General features: G+C 68.8%; 15 protein-coding genes. 6 read left to right on the forward strand and 9 right to left on the reverse strand.

Features of this window, described 5'->3' with window-relative positions; translation table 11 throughout:
• Nucleotides 1-55 precede the first annotated feature (55 nt).
• Both ACQE3C_RS03555 and ACQE3C_RS03560 read right to left on the reverse strand, forming a co-directional pair.
• On the reverse strand, nucleotides 56-775 hold the full coding sequence (locus tag ACQE3C_RS03555; RefSeq protein ID WP_434537823.1) for a 5'-methylthioadenosine/adenosylhomocysteine nucleosidase: 720 nt from the start codon (nucleotides 773-775) through the stop codon (nucleotides 56-58).
• Entirely contained in the window at nucleotides 772-1,257 is a 486-nt protein-coding gene (locus ACQE3C_RS03560; protein WP_434537824.1) for an S-ribosylhomocysteine lyase, read from the reverse strand. The genes ACQE3C_RS03555 and ACQE3C_RS03560 overlap by 4 nt, the downstream gene beginning before the upstream one ends.
• Nucleotides 1,258-1,380: 123 nt before the next feature.
• Between ACQE3C_RS03560 and ACQE3C_RS03565 the strand changes: the two genes are divergently transcribed.
• From ACQE3C_RS03565 to ACQE3C_RS03575, 3 genes are read left to right on the forward strand one after another with little or no spacing between them, the layout of a single operon-like run.
• The gene (locus ACQE3C_RS03565) at nucleotides 1,381-2,286 is read left to right on the forward strand and encodes a YwiC-like family protein (RefSeq protein ID WP_434537825.1); all 906 of its coding nucleotides are present in this window, start codon (nucleotides 1,381-1,383) and stop codon (nucleotides 2,284-2,286) included.
• Between the two features lie 10 nt (nucleotides 2,287-2,296).
• Nucleotides 2,297-2,941 carry a hypothetical protein gene (locus tag ACQE3C_RS03570; RefSeq protein ID WP_434537826.1) on the forward strand — a complete coding sequence of 215 codons (645 nt, stop codon included), beginning with the start codon at nucleotides 2,297-2,299 and terminating at the stop codon, nucleotides 2,939-2,941.
• Between the two features lie 32 nt (nucleotides 2,942-2,973).
• Nucleotides 2,974-3,630, forward strand: a complete 657-nt coding sequence (locus ACQE3C_RS03575) for a hypothetical protein (protein ID WP_434537827.1) — start codon at nucleotides 2,974-2,976, stop codon at nucleotides 3,628-3,630.
• 57 nt (nucleotides 3,631-3,687) lie between these two features.
• On the opposite strand, the gene ACQE3C_RS03580 is transcribed toward ACQE3C_RS03575, so the two are convergent.
• From ACQE3C_RS03580 to ACQE3C_RS03610, 7 genes are all read right to left on the reverse strand, one after another.
• Nucleotides 3,688-4,470 carry a DeoR/GlpR family DNA-binding transcription regulator gene (locus ACQE3C_RS03580; protein WP_434537828.1) on the reverse strand — a complete coding sequence of 261 codons (783 nt, stop codon included), beginning with the start codon at nucleotides 4,468-4,470 and terminating at the stop codon, nucleotides 3,688-3,690.
• Nucleotides 4,471-4,505: 35 nt separating this feature from the next.
• Nucleotides 4,506-5,162 (reverse strand): class II aldolase/adducin family protein, encoded by a 657-nt coding sequence (locus tag ACQE3C_RS03585; protein ID WP_434537829.1) that lies wholly within the window; start codon nucleotides 5,160-5,162, stop codon nucleotides 4,506-4,508.
• A 31-nt stretch (nucleotides 5,163-5,193) separates the two neighbouring features.
• Nucleotides 5,194-6,231 carry a zinc-dependent alcohol dehydrogenase gene (locus tag ACQE3C_RS03590; protein WP_434537830.1) on the reverse strand — a complete coding sequence of 346 codons (1,038 nt, stop codon included), beginning with the start codon at nucleotides 6,229-6,231 and terminating at the stop codon, nucleotides 5,194-5,196.
• Between the two features lie 86 nt (nucleotides 6,232-6,317).
• Nucleotides 6,318-7,370, reverse strand: coding sequence for an NAD(P)-binding domain-containing protein (locus ACQE3C_RS03595; RefSeq protein ID WP_434537831.1), 1,053 nt, complete (start codon nucleotides 7,368-7,370; stop codon nucleotides 6,318-6,320).
• A gap of 53 nt (nucleotides 7,371-7,423) precedes the next feature.
• A complete protein-coding gene (locus tag ACQE3C_RS03600) occupies nucleotides 7,424-8,977 on the reverse strand; it encodes a xylulokinase (RefSeq protein WP_434537832.1) in 1,554 nt (517 codons plus the stop codon).
• 51 nt (nucleotides 8,978-9,028) lie between these two features.
• The gene (locus ACQE3C_RS03605) at nucleotides 9,029-10,006 is read right to left on the reverse strand and encodes a protein phosphatase 2C domain-containing protein (protein WP_434537833.1); all 978 of its coding nucleotides are present in this window, start codon (nucleotides 10,004-10,006) and stop codon (nucleotides 9,029-9,031) included.
• 119 nt (nucleotides 10,007-10,125) lie between these two features.
• On the reverse strand, nucleotides 10,126-12,579 hold the full coding sequence (locus tag ACQE3C_RS03610; protein ID WP_434537834.1) for a glycogen/starch/alpha-glucan phosphorylase: 2,454 nt from the start codon (nucleotides 12,577-12,579) through the stop codon (nucleotides 10,126-10,128).
• A gap of 604 nt (nucleotides 12,580-13,183) precedes the next feature.
• On the opposite strand from ACQE3C_RS03610, the gene ACQE3C_RS03615 reads away from it, so the two are divergent.
• The 3 genes from ACQE3C_RS03615 to ACQE3C_RS03625 all read left to right on the forward strand — a co-directional run bounded on the left by ACQE3C_RS03615 (nucleotide 13,184) and on the right by ACQE3C_RS03625 (nucleotide 16,158).
• Entirely contained in the window at nucleotides 13,184-13,561 is a 378-nt protein-coding gene (locus ACQE3C_RS03615; protein ID WP_434537835.1) for a hypothetical protein, read from the forward strand.
• Between the two features lie 47 nt (nucleotides 13,562-13,608).
• Entirely contained in the window at nucleotides 13,609-14,862 is a 1,254-nt protein-coding gene (locus ACQE3C_RS03620) for a GNAT family N-acetyltransferase (RefSeq protein WP_434537836.1), read from the forward strand.
• Between the two features lie 339 nt (nucleotides 14,863-15,201).
• Nucleotides 15,202-16,158 carry a hypothetical protein gene (locus ACQE3C_RS03625; protein WP_434537837.1) on the forward strand — a complete coding sequence of 319 codons (957 nt, stop codon included), beginning with the start codon at nucleotides 15,202-15,204 and terminating at the stop codon, nucleotides 16,156-16,158.
• Nucleotides 16,159-16,219: the final 61 nt, after the last annotated feature.

Here is a 16,219-nt window from a genome sequence, read left to right on the forward strand (position 1 = left end):
AGGGCCCGCTGCCTGTCGGTGTTGCTGTCGGCTCCTGTTCGAGCGGGCGAACGGTTCAGGCGGTCGTCGCGTTCACCTTGGTCAGCAGCCTGACCACGGCATTGGCCGAGCGCTCGGAGACATCGTCGAGGTTGTCGTCGTGCTCGCTGCTGGCGTCCTGCCCGCACATGTCCGAGATGCCCCGGATCGAGATGAACGGCACCTCGTAGGAGTGGCAGACCTGGGCCACCGCGGTGGATTCCATGTCGACCGCTGCGGTCTGGGGGAACTCGAAGATGATGTTGTCGAGCAGGTAGCCGCTGACGAACACGTCGCCCGAGGCGATCGGGCCGGCTACGACCGAGTCGTCGTCGCCGATGGCGGCCAGGCTGGCGGAGTCACCGCTGAAGGTCACCGGCATGCCCGGCACCTGCCCCATCGTGTAGCCGAAGGCCACGGCGTCGGCGGTCGAGTAGGTCAGCTCGGTGCTGGCGACCACATCACCACGCTTCACCTTGCCCTGCAGCCCGCCGGCGCTGCCGACCGAGATGACGATGTCGGGCTGCCAGCGGTGCAGCGCCGCGACGGTGGCCGAGGCACTGTTGACCAGTCCGATGCCGCAGCGCACCAGGACGACGTCGAGGCCCTCGATGCGTCCTTCCTGCAGCTTGGCGTTGCCCACTGCGTGGACCTCGCCGAGGTCGGTGGCCCGGTTGCAGAACGGTCGGATCTCCTGGCCCATGGCCGCGATCAGGATGGCCCGCACCCGTGGCCGGTCGGTGCCCAGGGCGGTCATCGGTGCACCTCCTGCCAGGCGTCGCGCTGGTCGAGGAAGGCCTGTGCGGCCTGCTGGGCCCCGGCCAGGTCGTGGCTGGCGGCCCAGCCGCACTGCACCTCGTTGGCCGCCGGCACCTCGGTGGCGGTGACCACGTCGCCCAGGGCCGCAGCCAGCACGTCCAGGAAGGCCAGCATGCCCCCACGCTCGTCCTGGTTGACGACGGTGAAGTAGAACCCGGTCTGGCAGCCCATCGGTGAGACGTCGATGACATTGTCGACGTGGTCGCGAATCTTCTCGGCCATGGTGTGTTCCAGTGAGTGCACCGTGGGCATCTCGAGGTGGCCCTCGTTGGGCTGGGTGAAGCGCACGTCGTACTTGGTGATCACCGCGCCGCCGGGCAACTGCTTGGTGTCGGCCACCCGCACGTAGGGCGCCGCCACCGTGCGGTGGTCAAGGTTGAAACTCTCCACATTCATCCGGCCCGTGCTCTGCTGACCCATCTGCCCCCCCTGCGCGACGGCGCCACCCGTGGACGCCGCTCGTGCCCAAGGCTAGCCCGGAAGCGGGGGCAGGGGAACACCCCGCCGAACCGCCCCGGGAAGCCGCTCGGTAGGGTCGAAGCCATGACCTCACCCACCCGCGCCGGGTCCACCCGGGCCTCGACCCCGCGGCCGGGATTCGCGCAGCGTGGGGCCCACGAAGGGGCTCGCGTGGGGGCTCGCAAACCGGGACGAAAGGGCGGGCGCAACAACGGCTGGCTGCCGCAGCAGCACGGGGCCTGGGCGATGCTGGTGGTGCCGTGGCTGGTGGGCCTGCTGCTCGCCCAGCGGGCCGGTGTGCTCGATGCCGCCCGGGTGCTGCTGGGGCCGGCGTGGCTGCTGGGCTACCTGGCCTTCAACGCCGCTACCTTGATGACCAAGGCCGCGCCGGTGCGCCGGGCCGCCTACCGTCGGCCGCTGGCGGTCTACGGCGCCTCAGCCCTACTGCTCGGCGGCACTGCCGTCGTCCTCGGTGGCCCCCAGGTGCTGTGGTGGGGGCTGGCCGGGGCCCTGCTGGTGGCGCTGGCATTGCTGTTGACCCGGCAGAAGAAGGAACGCTCGCTGCTGGCCGGGGTGGTCAGCATCCTCGCCGGTACCGGGGTTGGTGTGGTGACCCGCTACTGGGCCCCCGCCGAGGTGTTGTCGGCCACCGGTACGGAGCTGGCCACCCTGGCCGCGACCGTGGCCTACTTCGCCGGCACCGTGTTCACCGTCAAGACCATGATCAGGCAACGCGGCAGCCGTGGGTGGCTGGCCGCCTCGATCGGCTACCACGTGCTGCTGCTGGCCGGGGTGGCCGTCGCCGCGCTGGTGGGCTGGCTCGGGTGGGCCTGGTTGGTGCTGGCGGTGCTGCTGCTGGCCCGGGCCGTCTGGGAACCGACGACGCTGGACAGCCGGCCGCTGACAGTGCTGCAGATCGGGCTGATCGAGGTGGCCGCCTCGGTGCTGCTGCTGGTGGCGGCCGTGATTGGCACAGGCGGGTCCGCCTAGGCTGAGGGCCATGGAACACGTCATTGACCTCGGCTCCCGCACGCTCGCCCTGCAGTCGTCCTCGTCCATCGCCTCGGTGGGCAAGCTTGTCGAGTACACCCTGGCCCAGGTGGCCGGGGCAGCCGACCAGTGGACCGACGGGTTCCTGGTCGAGGCCGGCAGCTGGATCTTCCGGCTCGACGAACGCGCCGCGGGACGCTGGCAGCTGCAGGCATTGTCCGGCGGCCCCGAGCAGTGGAGCGACGACGCCACCGAGGCCCTGGAACTGATGGACAGCCAGTACCGCGTGCTCGCCCGGGTCGGCGTCGAACCGGCCGAGGGTCGCGTCGACCACCTGGTGCTGGTGCACGAGGACGTGCTGCTCGTCGAGGACCCCGACCCGGCCGCCCTCGAGTTCCGCCGCCGCAGCAGCGGTGAGGACCTGGCCGACGACGGCCACGACTCCGGCTGGTACCTGGGCCCGGTCGGCGCCGACGTGCCCCGCCCCGACCAGCTCGTCCGACGGACGATGGGTTCGCTCGCCGAGGACTTCCCGGTGGCGGTCAGCGCCATGCTGCTGCCGCTGGGCACCGTGGTGCGGTTCGACGACAACGGGATCAGTTCGGTCGTCTCGGCCAGCGGCACCGAGCACTGGAAGCGGAACCGGGCCGTCTGAGGCTGGACCGGCCCCCACGTAGGGTGGGGACGATGACAGCCTTCACCCTGGACGTCGGCGACGACACGCTCACCATCAACGGCGCACCTGAGACGCAGCACGAGGCCACGCTGGTGCTCAGTGTGCTCGCCGAGGTCCGCGAGCAGTGGGCCACCGGTTTCACCATTGAGGTCGGCTCATGGGTCTACATGACCGAGCAGCGTGAGGTCGCCGGGGATGGCCGGCGCGGCCAGTGGCAGGTGCTGGCCTTCCAACTGGGCCAGGTGTCCTGGACCGATGACGCCTCGGTGGCCCTGGTCAGCCTGCACACCCAGGCCGCCGTCGTGGCCCGGACGGGCTTGGCGTCGCAGCAGTGCCGGGTCGACCACTACGTGCTGGTGCACACCGACCTGATGCCGCGCGCCGGCCGGGGCCAGCCGACCGTGTACCTGCACCGCACGACCGCGCCCCAGGAGCAGGCCGACGGCTCGGTGGCCTCGGGCTGGTTCCTCTCACCGTTCCCACCGCAGGGCTCACCCGAGCCCGACCAGTTGCGCCTGATCCCGGCCGGGGCACTGCTGGACGAGTACTCGTTCCTGGTGCCCGCGCTGCTGCTGCCGCAGGGGTCCGTGGTGATCTTCGACGAGACCGGCATCCAGAAGGTGCTGGACGAGGGCGGCACCAACCGTTGGGCTGCCGACCACAATTAACTGGGCGGTCAATTATGGCTGGGCCCCGAATCAGCAGAAACCCATCATCAACTCAGCTCAGCCGACGGTGCTGAGCACCCTCACCCCGGCCTCGGCGGCGGCGACCAACTGCGGTTCGTCCGGGCTCATGTCGGTGACCACCACGTCGAAGTCGGACAGCGCACAGACCTCGTAGAGCGCCGAGCGGGCGAACTTCGATTCGGTCACCGCCAGCACCGAGGTGGTCGCGCGCCCCATCGCGAAGTGCTTGTACCGGGCCACGTCCTCGTAGGGGTGGTGGACGATGCCGCGGTGGATTGCGGCGGCACCGATCAGGGCGACATCGACCCGGACCCCGCTCAGGGCGGTGATGGCCGAGGGCCCGTAGAACGCCTGCAGCGGGCGCAGGTAGCGCCCGCCGATCATGATCAGTTCAGCCTCGTGGTGTTCCATCACCATGTTCGCCGGGCCGGTGCAGTTGCTGACCACCGTGAGCGGGCCACGGTCGATCACCGCCTCCAGGATGAAGTGGGCGGTGGTTGAGTCGTCGACCAGTACCGAGTCACCCCGCCCGATCAACGGCGCCACCAGGTTCGCCAGCGACCTCTTGGCCGCGGCCTCCTGCCCGAGACGAAACTCGAAAGACGTCTCGGACAGGGAGGACGCAGCCGCGGAGACCTCACCACGGGACCGGATGACCACCTGCCGTGCTTCCAGCTCTGCCAGGTCGCGGTAGAGGGTCATCGCAGAGACACCCATCTCATCCTGCAGTTCCTCGACGCGCACAGTCCCTCGCCCGAAGATCATCGTGGCAAGTCGGTCCTGCCGGTCCTGCTTGGAGGAGGTCCCCTGTTGGCTCACTGGTATCAACTCACTTCACGGTCTCGTGCGAGGGCTCACTTCGACTGGCCGTACCCGCGCATGCCTGCCCCGGCTTCTTCCATCAATTCGTCGGACAGGACCTTGATCTTGGCGCCCGGGGCCATTCCCGGGGCCGCTGCCATTGCTCGCAGCTGTACCTCGCAAATGTACTCCAGGTAGGGCAACAGGCTGAATGCCTTCGACAGCGTCGGGCCGGTGGTCAGCGCGCCGTGGTTGGCCATCAGGGCACCGGTGCGGTCCTTGAGGGCGTCAGCCACGTTGATGGCGAGCTGGTCGGTGCCGAAGGTGGCATAGGGCGCGACCCGGATCAACCCACCGAACATGGACGAGTAGTAGTGCGTGCCCGGGATCTCGTCGACCACGGTGCTCAGGGCGGTGGAGGCCGGGGCGTGGTTGTGTGTCACCGCACCGGCATCGGTGGACGCGTACACGGCCAGGTGCAGCGGCAGTTCGCTCGACGGCTTGTACTTGGCGTCGATCGGGTTGCCCTCGAGGTCGTGCACGCCGACGTCTCCGGGTTCCATGAGGGCATAGTCCATGCCCGAGGGTGAGATCACGACCTTGTCACCGACGCGCGCCGAAACGTTCCCGGCGGTGCCGACGACCAGTCCGAGGCGCTGCATCTCCTGGCAGACCCAGACGACTTCGGCGCGTTCATTCTGCAACAACATGGGGTGTGTCCCTTCTAGGTTTCGTGGCAGGTCAGGGCTGCAGGATGTACTTCGAGCCGAGGCCCTTGCTCATGTCTTCGAGCGAGTCGACCAGGGCTTCGAGCGGGCGCACCTCGGTGACCAGGCTCATGCCGTCGAACTTGCCGCTGGCGAGCAGGCCCACGGCGATTTCGACGAAGCGGGGCTGGTGGTGGTAGACGCCCTTGATCGTGTACTCCTTGTAGTGCATGTCGGAGGAGTTCAAGGTGAACGGCGCGTTCTTCGGGGTGCCGCCGAACAGTACGGCCACGCCACCGGGACGAAGCCCGAGCACGGTCTGCTCCCAGACCTGCGGCAGGCCCACGGCCTCGATGGCCACGTCAGCGCCTCGTCCGCCCGGGGTGTAGGGACGCACGGCGGCGGCGCACTCCTCGGGGGTCTCCAGCCCGGTCAGGTTCACCGTCACCGCGGCACCGGCCTTCTTGGCCTGCTCGAGCCTGCCCTCGGAACGGTCGGCGACCACGACGGTCGCGCCCCGCAGCTGGGCGAGCTTGAGGAACATCTGGCCGATCGGGCCCGCGCCGTTGATCACCACGGTGTCGCCGAGGCGGATCTCGGACTCGTTCATGCCGTGGACAACGGTCGACAGCGGCTCCAGCGGGGCAGCGGCCTCGAAGGCCAGGGTGTCGGGAATGGCGTAGGTGTTGCGGTCGACGATGGCCTTGGGCACCACGATCTGCTCGGCGAAGGCGCCGTTGAGGTACTGCAGGTTCTCGCACAGCGACTCGCGTCCGATGGTGCAGGCCCAGCACGAACCGCAGGGGGCGGTGTTGGCCGCGACCACGCGCTGGCCCACCTGGAACTTCTCGACCCCCTCACCGACCTCGGTGACGATGCCGGCGAACTCATGGCCGAAACGGGCGGGCAGGGTGGGGAACAGGGTCGGGTGGCCGCGTCGGTACGACTTCAGGTCGGTGCCGCAGGTGGCGGCAGCCTTGATCTCGACGGCGATCTCGCCGGGGCCGGGCTTGCCCTCGGATACGTCCTCCAGGCGCAGGTCGCCGGGGCCGTAGAACATATAGGCGCGCATTGTGTGGGTGTCCTCTCTCGAACCGTGGTGCTCAGGTGGGGATGCAGAACCGGGGAGGGCGCGATCGGCCCTCCCCGGTAGCTTGTTCAGTTGTTGGGTGCAGGCGGCAGGACCGCCTTGTTGACCAGCTCTTCGTAGTTCTCGGCATCATCGGTGACGATGGCCCGCACCGCCGCCAGCAGCGGCAGCTTCTCGGCCAGCGCCGGGTCGGTCTGCTCGACCAGCTGGACGGCCAGGCCGACGGCGTTGACACCCTCGACGGTCTGCTCGAGTTCGTCCATGGTCTTCAGCGCCGCATGGGCGCCCTCGCCGCGACCGACCCGGACGCCGTAGACCTTGTTGCGGCCCGACAGGCCGGTGACCTCCAGGTCGCCGACCCCGGCCAGGCCGAAGGCGGTCTCGGGACGAGCACCCAGTGCCTGCCCGAGCAGGGACATCTCCTTGACGGCCTGGGCGAAGGTGGCCGCCTTCATGTTGTGGTGCGGACGACCACGCAGTTCGCCCAGCCCATCGGCGATGCCCAGGGCGATGGCGTAGACGTTCTTCATCGGCGCGCAGATCTCCACGCCGACCTCGTCGTCGGTCGGTTCGGGGCAGTAGCGCTCCGAGTGGGCCTCGGCGGCGTACTTGGTGGCCACCGAGAGGTCCTTGCAGCCGAAGATGGTGGCGGTCGCCTCACCGGCGGCTGCCTCGTTGGCCTTCACCGGGCCGGCGATGGCGACGATGGGCGGCAGTTCGACACCCCTGCTCGCGGCCAGTCGACGCAGGCCCGAGGGCAGCAGTTCGATGGTGCCGTCCTCGTTCTCGTAGAACCCCTTCGAGGTCAGCCACAGCGCGTCGGCCGCGACGATGCCGTCCAGTGCCATTTCGGCCACCTTCGGCACACCCACGGAACTGACGGACAGGACCACGACCTGGGCGCCGGCGAGTGCCTCGTCCAGCTGGTCGGAACGGAACGTGTTGACCGCCTTGTCGATGACGACATCGATGCGCGGGTGCGGGGTGCCCGCTTCGATGGCGTCGACGAGGTGGTCGTCCAGCCAGGTGCCCCACAGGTTGGTCTCCCAACCGGCTCGGACCATGGCGTTGGCCAGGCCGGAACCCATGGCTCCGGCGCCCAGAATCGTGATCTTGCTCATGCTTGCCTTTCAGGTGGTCGTGCGGTGACTGCGACTAGGGAAGGGGTGCGGAGTCACTCCTCGACGTCAGCGACCTCGGCGTCGGGGTACTTGGTGGCGAAGGCGTGCAGCTCGTGGGTGCTCTCCTTGAGGGCGTTGTACAACTTGCCCTGGATCTCCCCGAGTTCAGCGTAGATGTCCTTCTTCGAGTCGTCCGGCTCGGTGACGTCACCGAAACGGGCCATTGCCTTGGCTGCGGTCGCGATCGAGGTGTCCCCGTGGACCCCGGTGGAGGCCATCGCCAGCACACCGGCACCGAGGGCGGAGATTTCGTCCTCGACGCAGGCGGTGATCGGAAGGCCGGTGGTGTCGGCCATGATCTGGCGCCACAGTGGGGAACGCACGCCGCCACCCATGGCACGCACGGTGGTCACCTTGGTGCCGGTGCCCTCCTCCATGCCGCGCAGCGAGCGGGCCATCTCCAGGCCGATGGCCTCGAGGATCGAGCGGTACATCGAGCCGCGCCCGTGCGAGCCGCGCCAGCCCACGACCGCGCCGCGGGCGATCGGGTCCCAGTAGGGGCTCTGGACGGCGTTCCAGTAGGGCAGGGTGACCAGGCCACCGGAACCGGGGGTGCGCTCGGTGGCGATGCGCTCCAGCTCGGGGTCGGGCCGCCCACCCAGCTCCGGGTTGCCGAAGGCGGTGCGGTACCAGGTTGGCAGGAAGGCACCCGAGGACTGCAGCAGCTCGAGGACGAAGGTGTCCGGGATGCCGCCGGCCAGCGTGCGGTAGACCGGCCCGAAGGCGTAGTCGTTCGACAGGACACCGGCCACCACGGCGGTGCCCAGGTTCATGTAGAGCACCTCGGGGTCGACGGCAGCCGCACCGATGCCGGCCGCCTGGCCGTCACCGAGACCGGCCACCAGCACGACGTCCTGGGTCAGGCCCCACTGGTCGAGGACGCTCTCCTGGATGTTGCCGAGCACCTCGCCGGGCTTTGACAGCTCGGCCATCTGGTCCTCACGGACACCGGCGATGTCGAGCAGCTTCTGGTCGTACTTCTGGGCGGCGATGTCGAACAGGCCGAGGGAGTCGGCGCAGGCGACCGAGTCCTTCCACTCGCCCAGCAGCTTGTAGACCAGGTAGGCGTGCACGTTGACGACGCGGTCGGCACCTTCGAGGACGCCGGGCTCGTTCTCCTTCACCCAGGCCATCTTGTAGATGGCGGGCGTGACGTCGGCAGGCTTGCCAGACAGCTCCCAGATCTCTTGGCTGCCGTACTTCTTGATCTGGTCGGCGGCGCGGATGTCGAGCCACAGGATGCCGTTGCGCAGCGGGGTGCCGTCCTCCTTGAAGGGGGCGAACGTCTCGCGCTGGTGGGTGACACCCATCGCGACGATGCGTTCCTTGTCGGCGTCGCTGAGGTGCGAGATCGCGGCTGCGACAGCCTCGTTGGTGGAGTTCCACCAGGCCTCAGGATCGTGCTCGCCGTAACCCGACTTGGGCTGCTTGAGCTGGATTTCGCGCTTGCCGAGGGCAAGGACCTTCCCCTCGGGGTCGACGATGATGGCCTTGCTCGACGTCGTCGACGAGTCAACGGCAATCACCAGCGGGTCGGAAGTGGACATGTGGCACCTCAAATCAGCGTTGATTCCTGTACGCGGACGACCGACCATTGGTCACCCGGAGCGCCGTCCGGGGCGCTGATCCGATTCAAACACACTTAATGATGAATCCACCACAGGTCGTGATGAATCTGCACGTTTGCCCACCATAGGTGGACCGATGTGCGCCGTTGGTGGTTGATGTGGGGGCTCATACACCAGCACGGCGGCGGTGGCGTCGTCGTGGCGTTTCCCGGCCGGGTGGGGCACCTGTGCCTCGGCGGCACGGATGGCGGCGACGACCTCGTCCAGTGGTGTCCAGGCCAGGGCTTCGGCCAGGGAGGCCGGGGTGTGCAGGCCCAGGCTTTCATGGGCGCGGGTGATACCGTCGGAGCAGGCGACCACCGCCCTCAGGTCGGCCAGGTCGGTGCGAGTGACCAGGGCGTGCCGGGCGACCGCCGGGTCCTCCCGGGCCACCCAGAACCCGTCGGGGTGGTTGCGCAGTCCTTCGGCCACGGCCCGGCCCTGCTCGAAGACGGCTGCCTCGTCCGCCCCCTGGGTGCGCAGGGCCCGTCGGTGCTCGGCGACGAGCGTGACCGTGGCCTCGATGCGCCGGTCGGTCAGTTCGAGGGCGCTGCCGTCGCGGTGCAGCAGCAGTACCGCGGCGTCGCACAGAACGAGGGTCTCGACGACGGTGGGCTGGTCCGCGGGGACGACCCGGAACGCGGCCACGGTGGCCGAGGGTGAGCCGCCCACGAAGTCGCACTCGCCCGCCTGCAGCCCGTGAACCGCGTGCAGCCCGCGAACCTCGCCGATGGCACCGGCCAGGGCGTCGCGCGGCTCGGTCGCCCGGTCGGTGAACCGACGGGCCAGGGCATCGGCCAGGTGGTGCGAGTACCAGGCCACCGAGTGGTGGCAGCCGACCCGGTAACGGGCCTCGACCCCCGCCCCGTCGATGACCACTGCCCAACCGGGGCCGACGCGCACCGCGTCCTCATTGGGGTGGTCGGCACGAGCCGGTGCGCTGGTCCACGTCGGGGTCGCGAGGTACATGGCCGCAGCCTAGGTGGCCCCGGGATGCGGCCCTGTCGCAGCCGGCCCGGACGCAGGAGACGCCCCCGCAGTGCGAGGGCGTCTCCTGGGTGGAGCAGGTGGTGTTCAGCGCACTGTGCTCAGCGCACCGGGTTCACGTGCCAGATGCGGTCGAGGTAGTCGGCGATGGACCGGTCGGAGGAGAAGAAGCCCGAGCGGGCGACATTCAACACCGACGAGGTCGTCCAACGCTTCTTGTCGGCGTAGGCCTGCTCGACCTCGTCCTGGGCGTCCAGGTAGGACTGGAAGTCGGCGAGGGCGAGGAACCGGTCGTTGTACAGCAGGTCGGAGACCACCGGGCCGGCCGCCTCGCGGTCGCCACCGGTGAAGTGGCCACTGCCGAGCAGGTCAATGGTGCGGCGCAGGCGTTCGTTGCTCTCGTACACCTTGCTGGGCACGTAGCCCGCGGCCTGGGTCTTGGCCACCTCCGGCTCGGTCATGCCGAACAGGAAGAAGTTGTCCTCACCCACCTGCTCGCGGATCTCGACATTGGCCCCGTCGAGGGTGCCGATGGTCAGCGCGCCGTTGAGGGCGAACTTCATGTTGCCGGTGCCCGAGGCCTCCTTGCCGGCCAGCGAGATCTGCTCGGACAGGTCCGCGGCGGGGATCAGCTTCTCGGCCAGGGTCACATTGTAGTTGGCCGGGAAGGCGATCTTCAGCACGTCGTCGACGCGCTTGTCGGCGTTGATCGTTTCGGCGACTTTGTTGATCAGGAAGATCGTCTCCTTGGCCATCCGGTAGCCGGGCGCTGCCTTCGCGCCGAAGACCACCGTGCGCGGGGTCACGTCAGCCGGGTCGAGGTCACCGGTGATGATCTGCTCGTAGAGGCTGACGATGTGCAGCAGCTTCAGCGATTGGCGCTTGTACTCGTGCAGTCGCTTGACCATCACGTCGAGCAGGTGGTCCTCGGGCAGGACGATGCCGTCACGCTTGGCCAGCAGGCGGACCAGGCGAACCTTGTTGGCCCGCTTGGCCTCGACGAACTTGTCCAGGAACTCCTCGTCGGTGACGTAGGACTCGAGCTCGCCGAGCCGCGACAGGTTGGGGACCCAGCCCTTGCCGATGGTGCCGGTGATGACCTGCGACAGCGCGGGGTTCGAGATGCGGACGAACCGGCGCGGGGTCACACCATTGGTCACGTTGGTGAACTTCTCGGGCATCATCTCCGAGAAGTCGGTGAAGACCTTGTCCCGCAGCAGTTCGGAGTGCAGCGCGGCGACACCGTTGACCTTGGAGCCGCCGACGGTGGCCAGGTAGGCCATCCGCACCGCGCGCTCGGGGTGCTCGGAGATGATCGACATGCGGTTGGCCCGGAACTCGTCGCCGGGGTAGGCCTTGCGCACCTCGACCAGGAACTCCTCGTTGATGCGGTAGATGATCTCGAGGTGGCGGGGCAGCAGGCGCCCCATCAGCTCGGTCGGCCAGACCTCGAGGGCCTCGGGCAGCAGGGTGTGACAGGTGTAGTTGAAACACTTCTGGGTGACTTCCCAGGCCTCGTCCCACTCAAAGTGCTCCTCGTCGACCAGGATGCGCATCAGCTCGGGGATGCCGATCACCGGGTGGGTGTCATTGAGCTGGAAGACGATGCGCTCGTGCAGGTTGCGCAGGTCGAAGTCCTCAGGCAGCTGGTCGATGAAGTCGCGCAGCGACGCGGCCACGAAGAAGTACTGCTGCTGCAGGCGCAGTTCCTTGCCCTGGATCGTGGAGTCCTCGGGGTAGAGCACCTTGGAGATGTTCTCGGCGAAGGTCCGGGCGCGGACGGCCTCGGCGTAGTCACCGGCGTTGAAGATCTGCAGGTCGAAGGCCTTGGTGGCCTGGGCCGACCACAGGCGCAGGGTGTTCACCCGGTCGTTCTGGTAGCCGGGCACCATATAGTTGTAGGGAACCGCGCGGACGTCCCAGCTGTGGACCCAGCGGGTACGCTCGGTGCCCTCGTCGTCGTACTTCTCGGTGTGGCCGCCGAACTTGATGGTGACCGAGGCCTCCGGGTGCGGGAACTCCCACGGGACGCCCAGGGTCAACCAGCTGTCGGGCTGCTCGACCTGTCGTCCGTTCTTGAAGGTCTGGCGGAAGATGCCGTACTCGTAGCGGATGCCGTAGCCGATGCTCGGGATGCTCATGGTGGCCAGCGAGTCGATGAAGCAGGCGGCCAGGCGACCCAGGCCACCATTGCCGAGGCCGGGCTCGACCTCCTGGGCGCGGATGGCGCCGAGGCTCAGGCCGACCTGCTCCATGGCCTCTTCGGCGATCTCGGCCAGGCCGGTGGCCAGGAGGTTGTTGTTCAGCTGGCGCCCGAGCAGGTACTCGGCGGAGAGGTAGCCGACGGTCTTCGCGCCGGTTTCGCGGTAGTGCTTCTGGGTCTGCAGCCAGTAGGCCATCAGGTAGTGGCGCACGGTGCGGGCCAGCGCCAGGTACTGGTCGTTCTGGGTGGAACGGCTCAGGGTCACGCCCTGGCCGTAGTTGAGTTCCCGCAGGAACTCCTTCACGAATCCGTCGACGGTGTGCGGGGGGGAGACGACCGGTCCCTTCGCCACAGGGTGAGTCACCTCACGGGTGGGCCCGAGGGGGCCCGCCTTCTCCAGGGGGGACTCATCAGTAGTCTGGCCGTTTTCCGGCCCGGAGTACGGGGTCACGGGATTTCCTTCAGTGATTGGCGGGGGAGTCCGGCCGGGCGGGCTTGCGCGCGCCGGGACTCAGCCTCCCTGGGCATGCTCAGATTTGCACAGTCTCGCTCCAAAGGCCACCGGAGGGTGGCTGAACCGGACTGGGGACGCCGGTTCCGGGTGCGGGTCGGTGGCTCGGGGCGGCCCCGGTGGCGCGAACGGCCTCGTCCGAGTTTGCGCAGGTTTCTGCGCGGAATCTGCGCTGGCAGGGATGGTTCCGTGGGGAACCTGCGCATCGGCGAAATGGGGCCCGGTATTGGGCCGGACGACGGGGTCCGGCCGATGCTGAGCGTCGTAACAACGTTTGGTAAGTCTCGGTTCAGGGTCGTTGACCGCCGGACGAGCCGGTGCGAGGGTGGGTGGATCCCCTACCCCACCAACCCCTGCTGAGCTTCCCCTCCCGCTCACCACCCCTCACGTCCTTCCAGCCCGGCGTGGCTTCCGCGTGCCGTGCTGTCCCGAAAGGAATCCCCTCATGCCCATCCAGAGAGTGCAGTCCGGGCCCATCCCACGCTACTTCGGTGCCCTCAATGCCGCCCAGACCAACGCCGCCAGGAACGTCATCGCGCAGCTGGTGTACCCCGACATCTTCCGCGGTGCCCGAACGCTGCACACCGTCCAACCGATCAGGCTCGACCTGCAGGGCCAGATCCCGGGGCCGCCCCAGCAGGCCAACATTCAGGCCCAGGTCAACGGCGTGCAGGGCAACAGCACCGTGGCCCATGTCCTGGTCGACTGGTCGGTGGCGAACAACGACCCCGCAAACCAGTTGGGCGTGGAGCGGGCTGTTCGCGCCGCACTGCGCTCCAGCCTCGCGGACGGCCACACCTGGCTGGTCTCGGGGTCGATCTGACCACGACACTCGCGGGAATGAACCGGCCACGTGGTGGACTTTCGGCCATGTCCTTGATCACCACGCGCCCGGTTTCCCCGTCCGAATTCGAGCCCTGGGCGCGGGTCGTGGCCGACGCCCAGGGCCGCGACCACGACGAGTTCACCCTGCAGCGGCTGAGGTCGTCCATCTCGCTGGAACGCAGCCGCGGGGCCTTCGAGGGCGCCGACCCGGTCGGCGGGATCACCGCCGTCCCGCGGGAGATGACCCTGCCGGGTGGGCTGGTCGAGCCGGTCGCCGGGATCGCCAACCCGGCCGTGGCGCCGACCCATCGTCGGCGCGGGGTCTTCTCGATGCTGGTTCGTGACCTGTTCACCGACATGTACGAGCACCGGCGCGAGGCGATCGCGGTGCTGTGTTCCGACCAGGCCGAGGTCTACACCCGGTTCGGTTTCGGCATGGCCATGCAGACCGCGGTGCTCGACGGACGAACCGGGGCGATGGGTTTTCGTCCCGATGTCGACCTCGGGACCGCGCGCATCACCCAGGTCGACCTGGCAACCGCGGCCGGGCTGATGCCGCGGATCCACGAGCGCGCCCGGCTGATGAATGTCGGCTGGGTCGACCGCGCCCAACAGCAGTGGGACCGGGTGATGGCCGATGCCGCCACCCCGGTGCCCGGCCTCACCGCCTGCCGGGTGGCGATCTGCTGGGACGCCGAGGGCCACCCGCAGGGGTACGCGCTCTACCGCTTCGAGGTGCGTGGCGACGGCTCCGGGCGGACCACCACACGGCTACTGGTGCCCGAGTTGGTGGCGATCCACCGGGCTTCGTACGGGCAGTTGTGGCGGTTCCTGCTCGACCTGGATGCGGCCGAGTCGGTGCGCGCCGAATGTGCCCCTGACGAGCCCCTGCAGTACATGGTCAGCAACCCCGAGGCCCTGGACTGGACGATTCGCGACTCGCTGGCGGTGCGCCTGGTGGACGTGCCGCGGGCCCTGTCGGCGCGGCGCTACTCGGCGCCGGTGGACGTGGTCTTCGACGTGGTCGACCACCTCTGCGACTGGAACCACGGCCGGTTCCGGCTGCAGGCCGATGAACGGGGCGCCATGTGCGCCCGCAGCCACACCGACGAGGCCGACGTGAGCCTGTCGGTCTCGACCCTGGGGGCGGTGCTGCTGGGCGGGGTGTCACTGGTGTCGCTGGCCCTGGCCGGACGAGTGGTCACCCGAAACCCACTGGTGCTGCAGAGTGCCAGCATCGCCTTCCGCGGCTTCCGCGAGCCCAGTTGCCCCTCCGGCACGAGCTGGCCCTGGTACTGAGCCGGTCGGTCCGCCCGCCCCCTCGTCCGCTCGCCCCCTCGTCCGAGCCCCCAACCCCGAGCCCCCAACCCCGCGGATGCGCAGGTTTCGTCATGGATCCATCTTTGGCAGCGGTGATTCCGTGAAGGAACCTGCGCATCCGCGGGTTGGGGGCCGACGGACGTCGGGGGCGGGCCGACGGACGGCGGGGGCGGGCCGGCCCGGTCTGGCGCGGAATCCGGTAGCCGCGCGAGTCGGCGTTGACAAGGGATGTGGACAAATCTGGCGGGATGGCCGAAGTTGTCCACAGGCTGCTGATCTCTCTGGAATCCCGGGGTGTCCGGGTGTGAAGTAGGCGCCATGCACCTCACCACACGGCAGGAACTGCTCGCCCATGGGCACACGGACGGGGCCATCAGGCGCCTCGTGGATCTTGGCTCCATCCTGCGGGTGGGCAGGGGTCGATATGCCCTTTCGTTCCCGGACGACCCGCGGCAGTTCCACCTCGCCATGGCGCAGTTCGAGGACGAGGGCGTCCTGACGCTGGAGACGGCCGCCCTCGTCCATGGTTTGCCGGTGGCGCGGGTGCCGGCTGCGGTGCAGCTGGTGCTTGACGGCCAGCGCAACCAGCTGCGTGGCCGCTGGCGCCAGATCCGGGGCGAGGTGCTGCCGGAGCAGGACGTCGTCGACGTGTCCGGCTACACCGTGACCAGCGTGGCGCGCACCATTGTCGACCTGGCTCGGCTGCGTGGGGCCGAGGACGCCATCATCACGTGGGAGGCAGCACTGTGGCGGGCCCGGGAGAGCGCGCGACTGGGCGAACTGCGGCAGGCCGTGGCCGAGGTGCTGGGCCGCTGCCGGCGGCGCAAGGGTGTCGTCGTCGCACGGGAGCTCGCCCGATTCGCCTCATCCTTCTCCGAGAGCCCGCAGGAGTCCCGCTCCCGGCTGGCGCTGTCGAAGGTGGCACTGCCCGACCCCGTGCAGCAGTTCATCGTCCTCGATTTCAACGGTCGCACCATCGGACGAGCGGACTTCGCCTGGCCCGAGCTGGGCGTGCTGGGTGAGTACGACGGACAGGACAAGTACGACTCGTTGGCCCGCCCCGGGGAGTCGCCGGCCGAGGTGGTCCGCCGGGAGAAGCGGCGTCAGGAACAGCTGGAATCGATGGGCTGGGTCGTCGTCCGGTGGGGCATCGAGGAACTCCGGTCCCCGAGCCAGCTGAGGCAACGGGTGGACCGGGCGCTGGACACCGGCCGTCGCCGCGGCTTGGGCGGTTCGCTCCCGGGTCGGCTGCCCACCCTGGACAACCTGGACTAGACGGAGGCTCGGCGTCGCCCGTCCCCCGCTGGCCTCCGCGTCCCCCCAACCCCCGCGGATG

It is taken from the genome of Aestuariimicrobium sp. Y1814 (genome assembly GCF_050113895.1).
Classification (GTDB): domain Bacteria; phylum Actinomycetota; class Actinomycetes; order Propionibacteriales; family Propionibacteriaceae; genus Aestuariimicrobium.

What these genes read in the sequence shown, in the direction of transcription:
- ACQE3C_RS03565 (WP_434537825.1), top strand. Translation starts at nt 1,381, where the DNA reads ATGACCTCACCCACCCGCGCCGGGTCCACCCGGGCCTCGACCCCGCGG.
- ACQE3C_RS03555 (WP_434537823.1), bottom strand. Translation starts at nt 775, where the DNA reads ATGACCGCCCTGGGCACCGACCGGCCACGGGTGCGGGCCATCCTGATC.
- ACQE3C_RS03595 (WP_434537831.1), bottom strand. Translation starts at nt 7,370, where the DNA reads ATGAGCAAGATCACGATTCTGGGCGCCGGAGCCATGGGTTCCGGCCTG.
- ACQE3C_RS03590 (WP_434537830.1), bottom strand. Translation starts at nt 6,231, where the DNA reads ATGCGCGCCTATATGTTCTACGGCCCCGGCGACCTGCGCCTGGAGGAC.
- ACQE3C_RS03570 (WP_434537826.1), top strand. Translation starts at nt 2,297, where the DNA reads ATGGAACACGTCATTGACCTCGGCTCCCGCACGCTCGCCCTGCAGTCG.
- ACQE3C_RS03575 (WP_434537827.1), top strand. Translation starts at nt 2,974, where the DNA reads ATGACAGCCTTCACCCTGGACGTCGGCGACGACACGCTCACCATCAAC.
- ACQE3C_RS03585 (WP_434537829.1), bottom strand. Translation starts at nt 5,162, where the DNA reads ATGTTGTTGCAGAATGAACGCGCCGAAGTCGTCTGGGTCTGCCAGGAG.
- ACQE3C_RS03605 (WP_434537833.1), bottom strand. Translation starts at nt 10,006, where the DNA reads ATGTACCTCGCGACCCCGACGTGGACCAGCGCACCGGCTCGTGCCGAC.
- ACQE3C_RS03615 (WP_434537835.1), top strand. Translation starts at nt 13,184, where the DNA reads ATGCCCATCCAGAGAGTGCAGTCCGGGCCCATCCCACGCTACTTCGGT.
- ACQE3C_RS03620 (WP_434537836.1), top strand. Translation starts at nt 13,609, where the DNA reads ATGTCCTTGATCACCACGCGCCCGGTTTCCCCGTCCGAATTCGAGCCC.
- ACQE3C_RS03560 (WP_434537824.1), bottom strand. Translation starts at nt 1,257, where the DNA reads ATGGGTCAGCAGAGCACGGGCCGGATGAATGTGGAGAGTTTCAACCTT.
- ACQE3C_RS03625 (WP_434537837.1), top strand. Translation starts at nt 15,202, where the DNA reads ATGCACCTCACCACACGGCAGGAACTGCTCGCCCATGGGCACACGGAC.
- ACQE3C_RS03600 (WP_434537832.1), bottom strand. Translation starts at nt 8,977, where the DNA reads ATGTCCACTTCCGACCCGCTGGTGATTGCCGTTGACTCGTCGACGACG.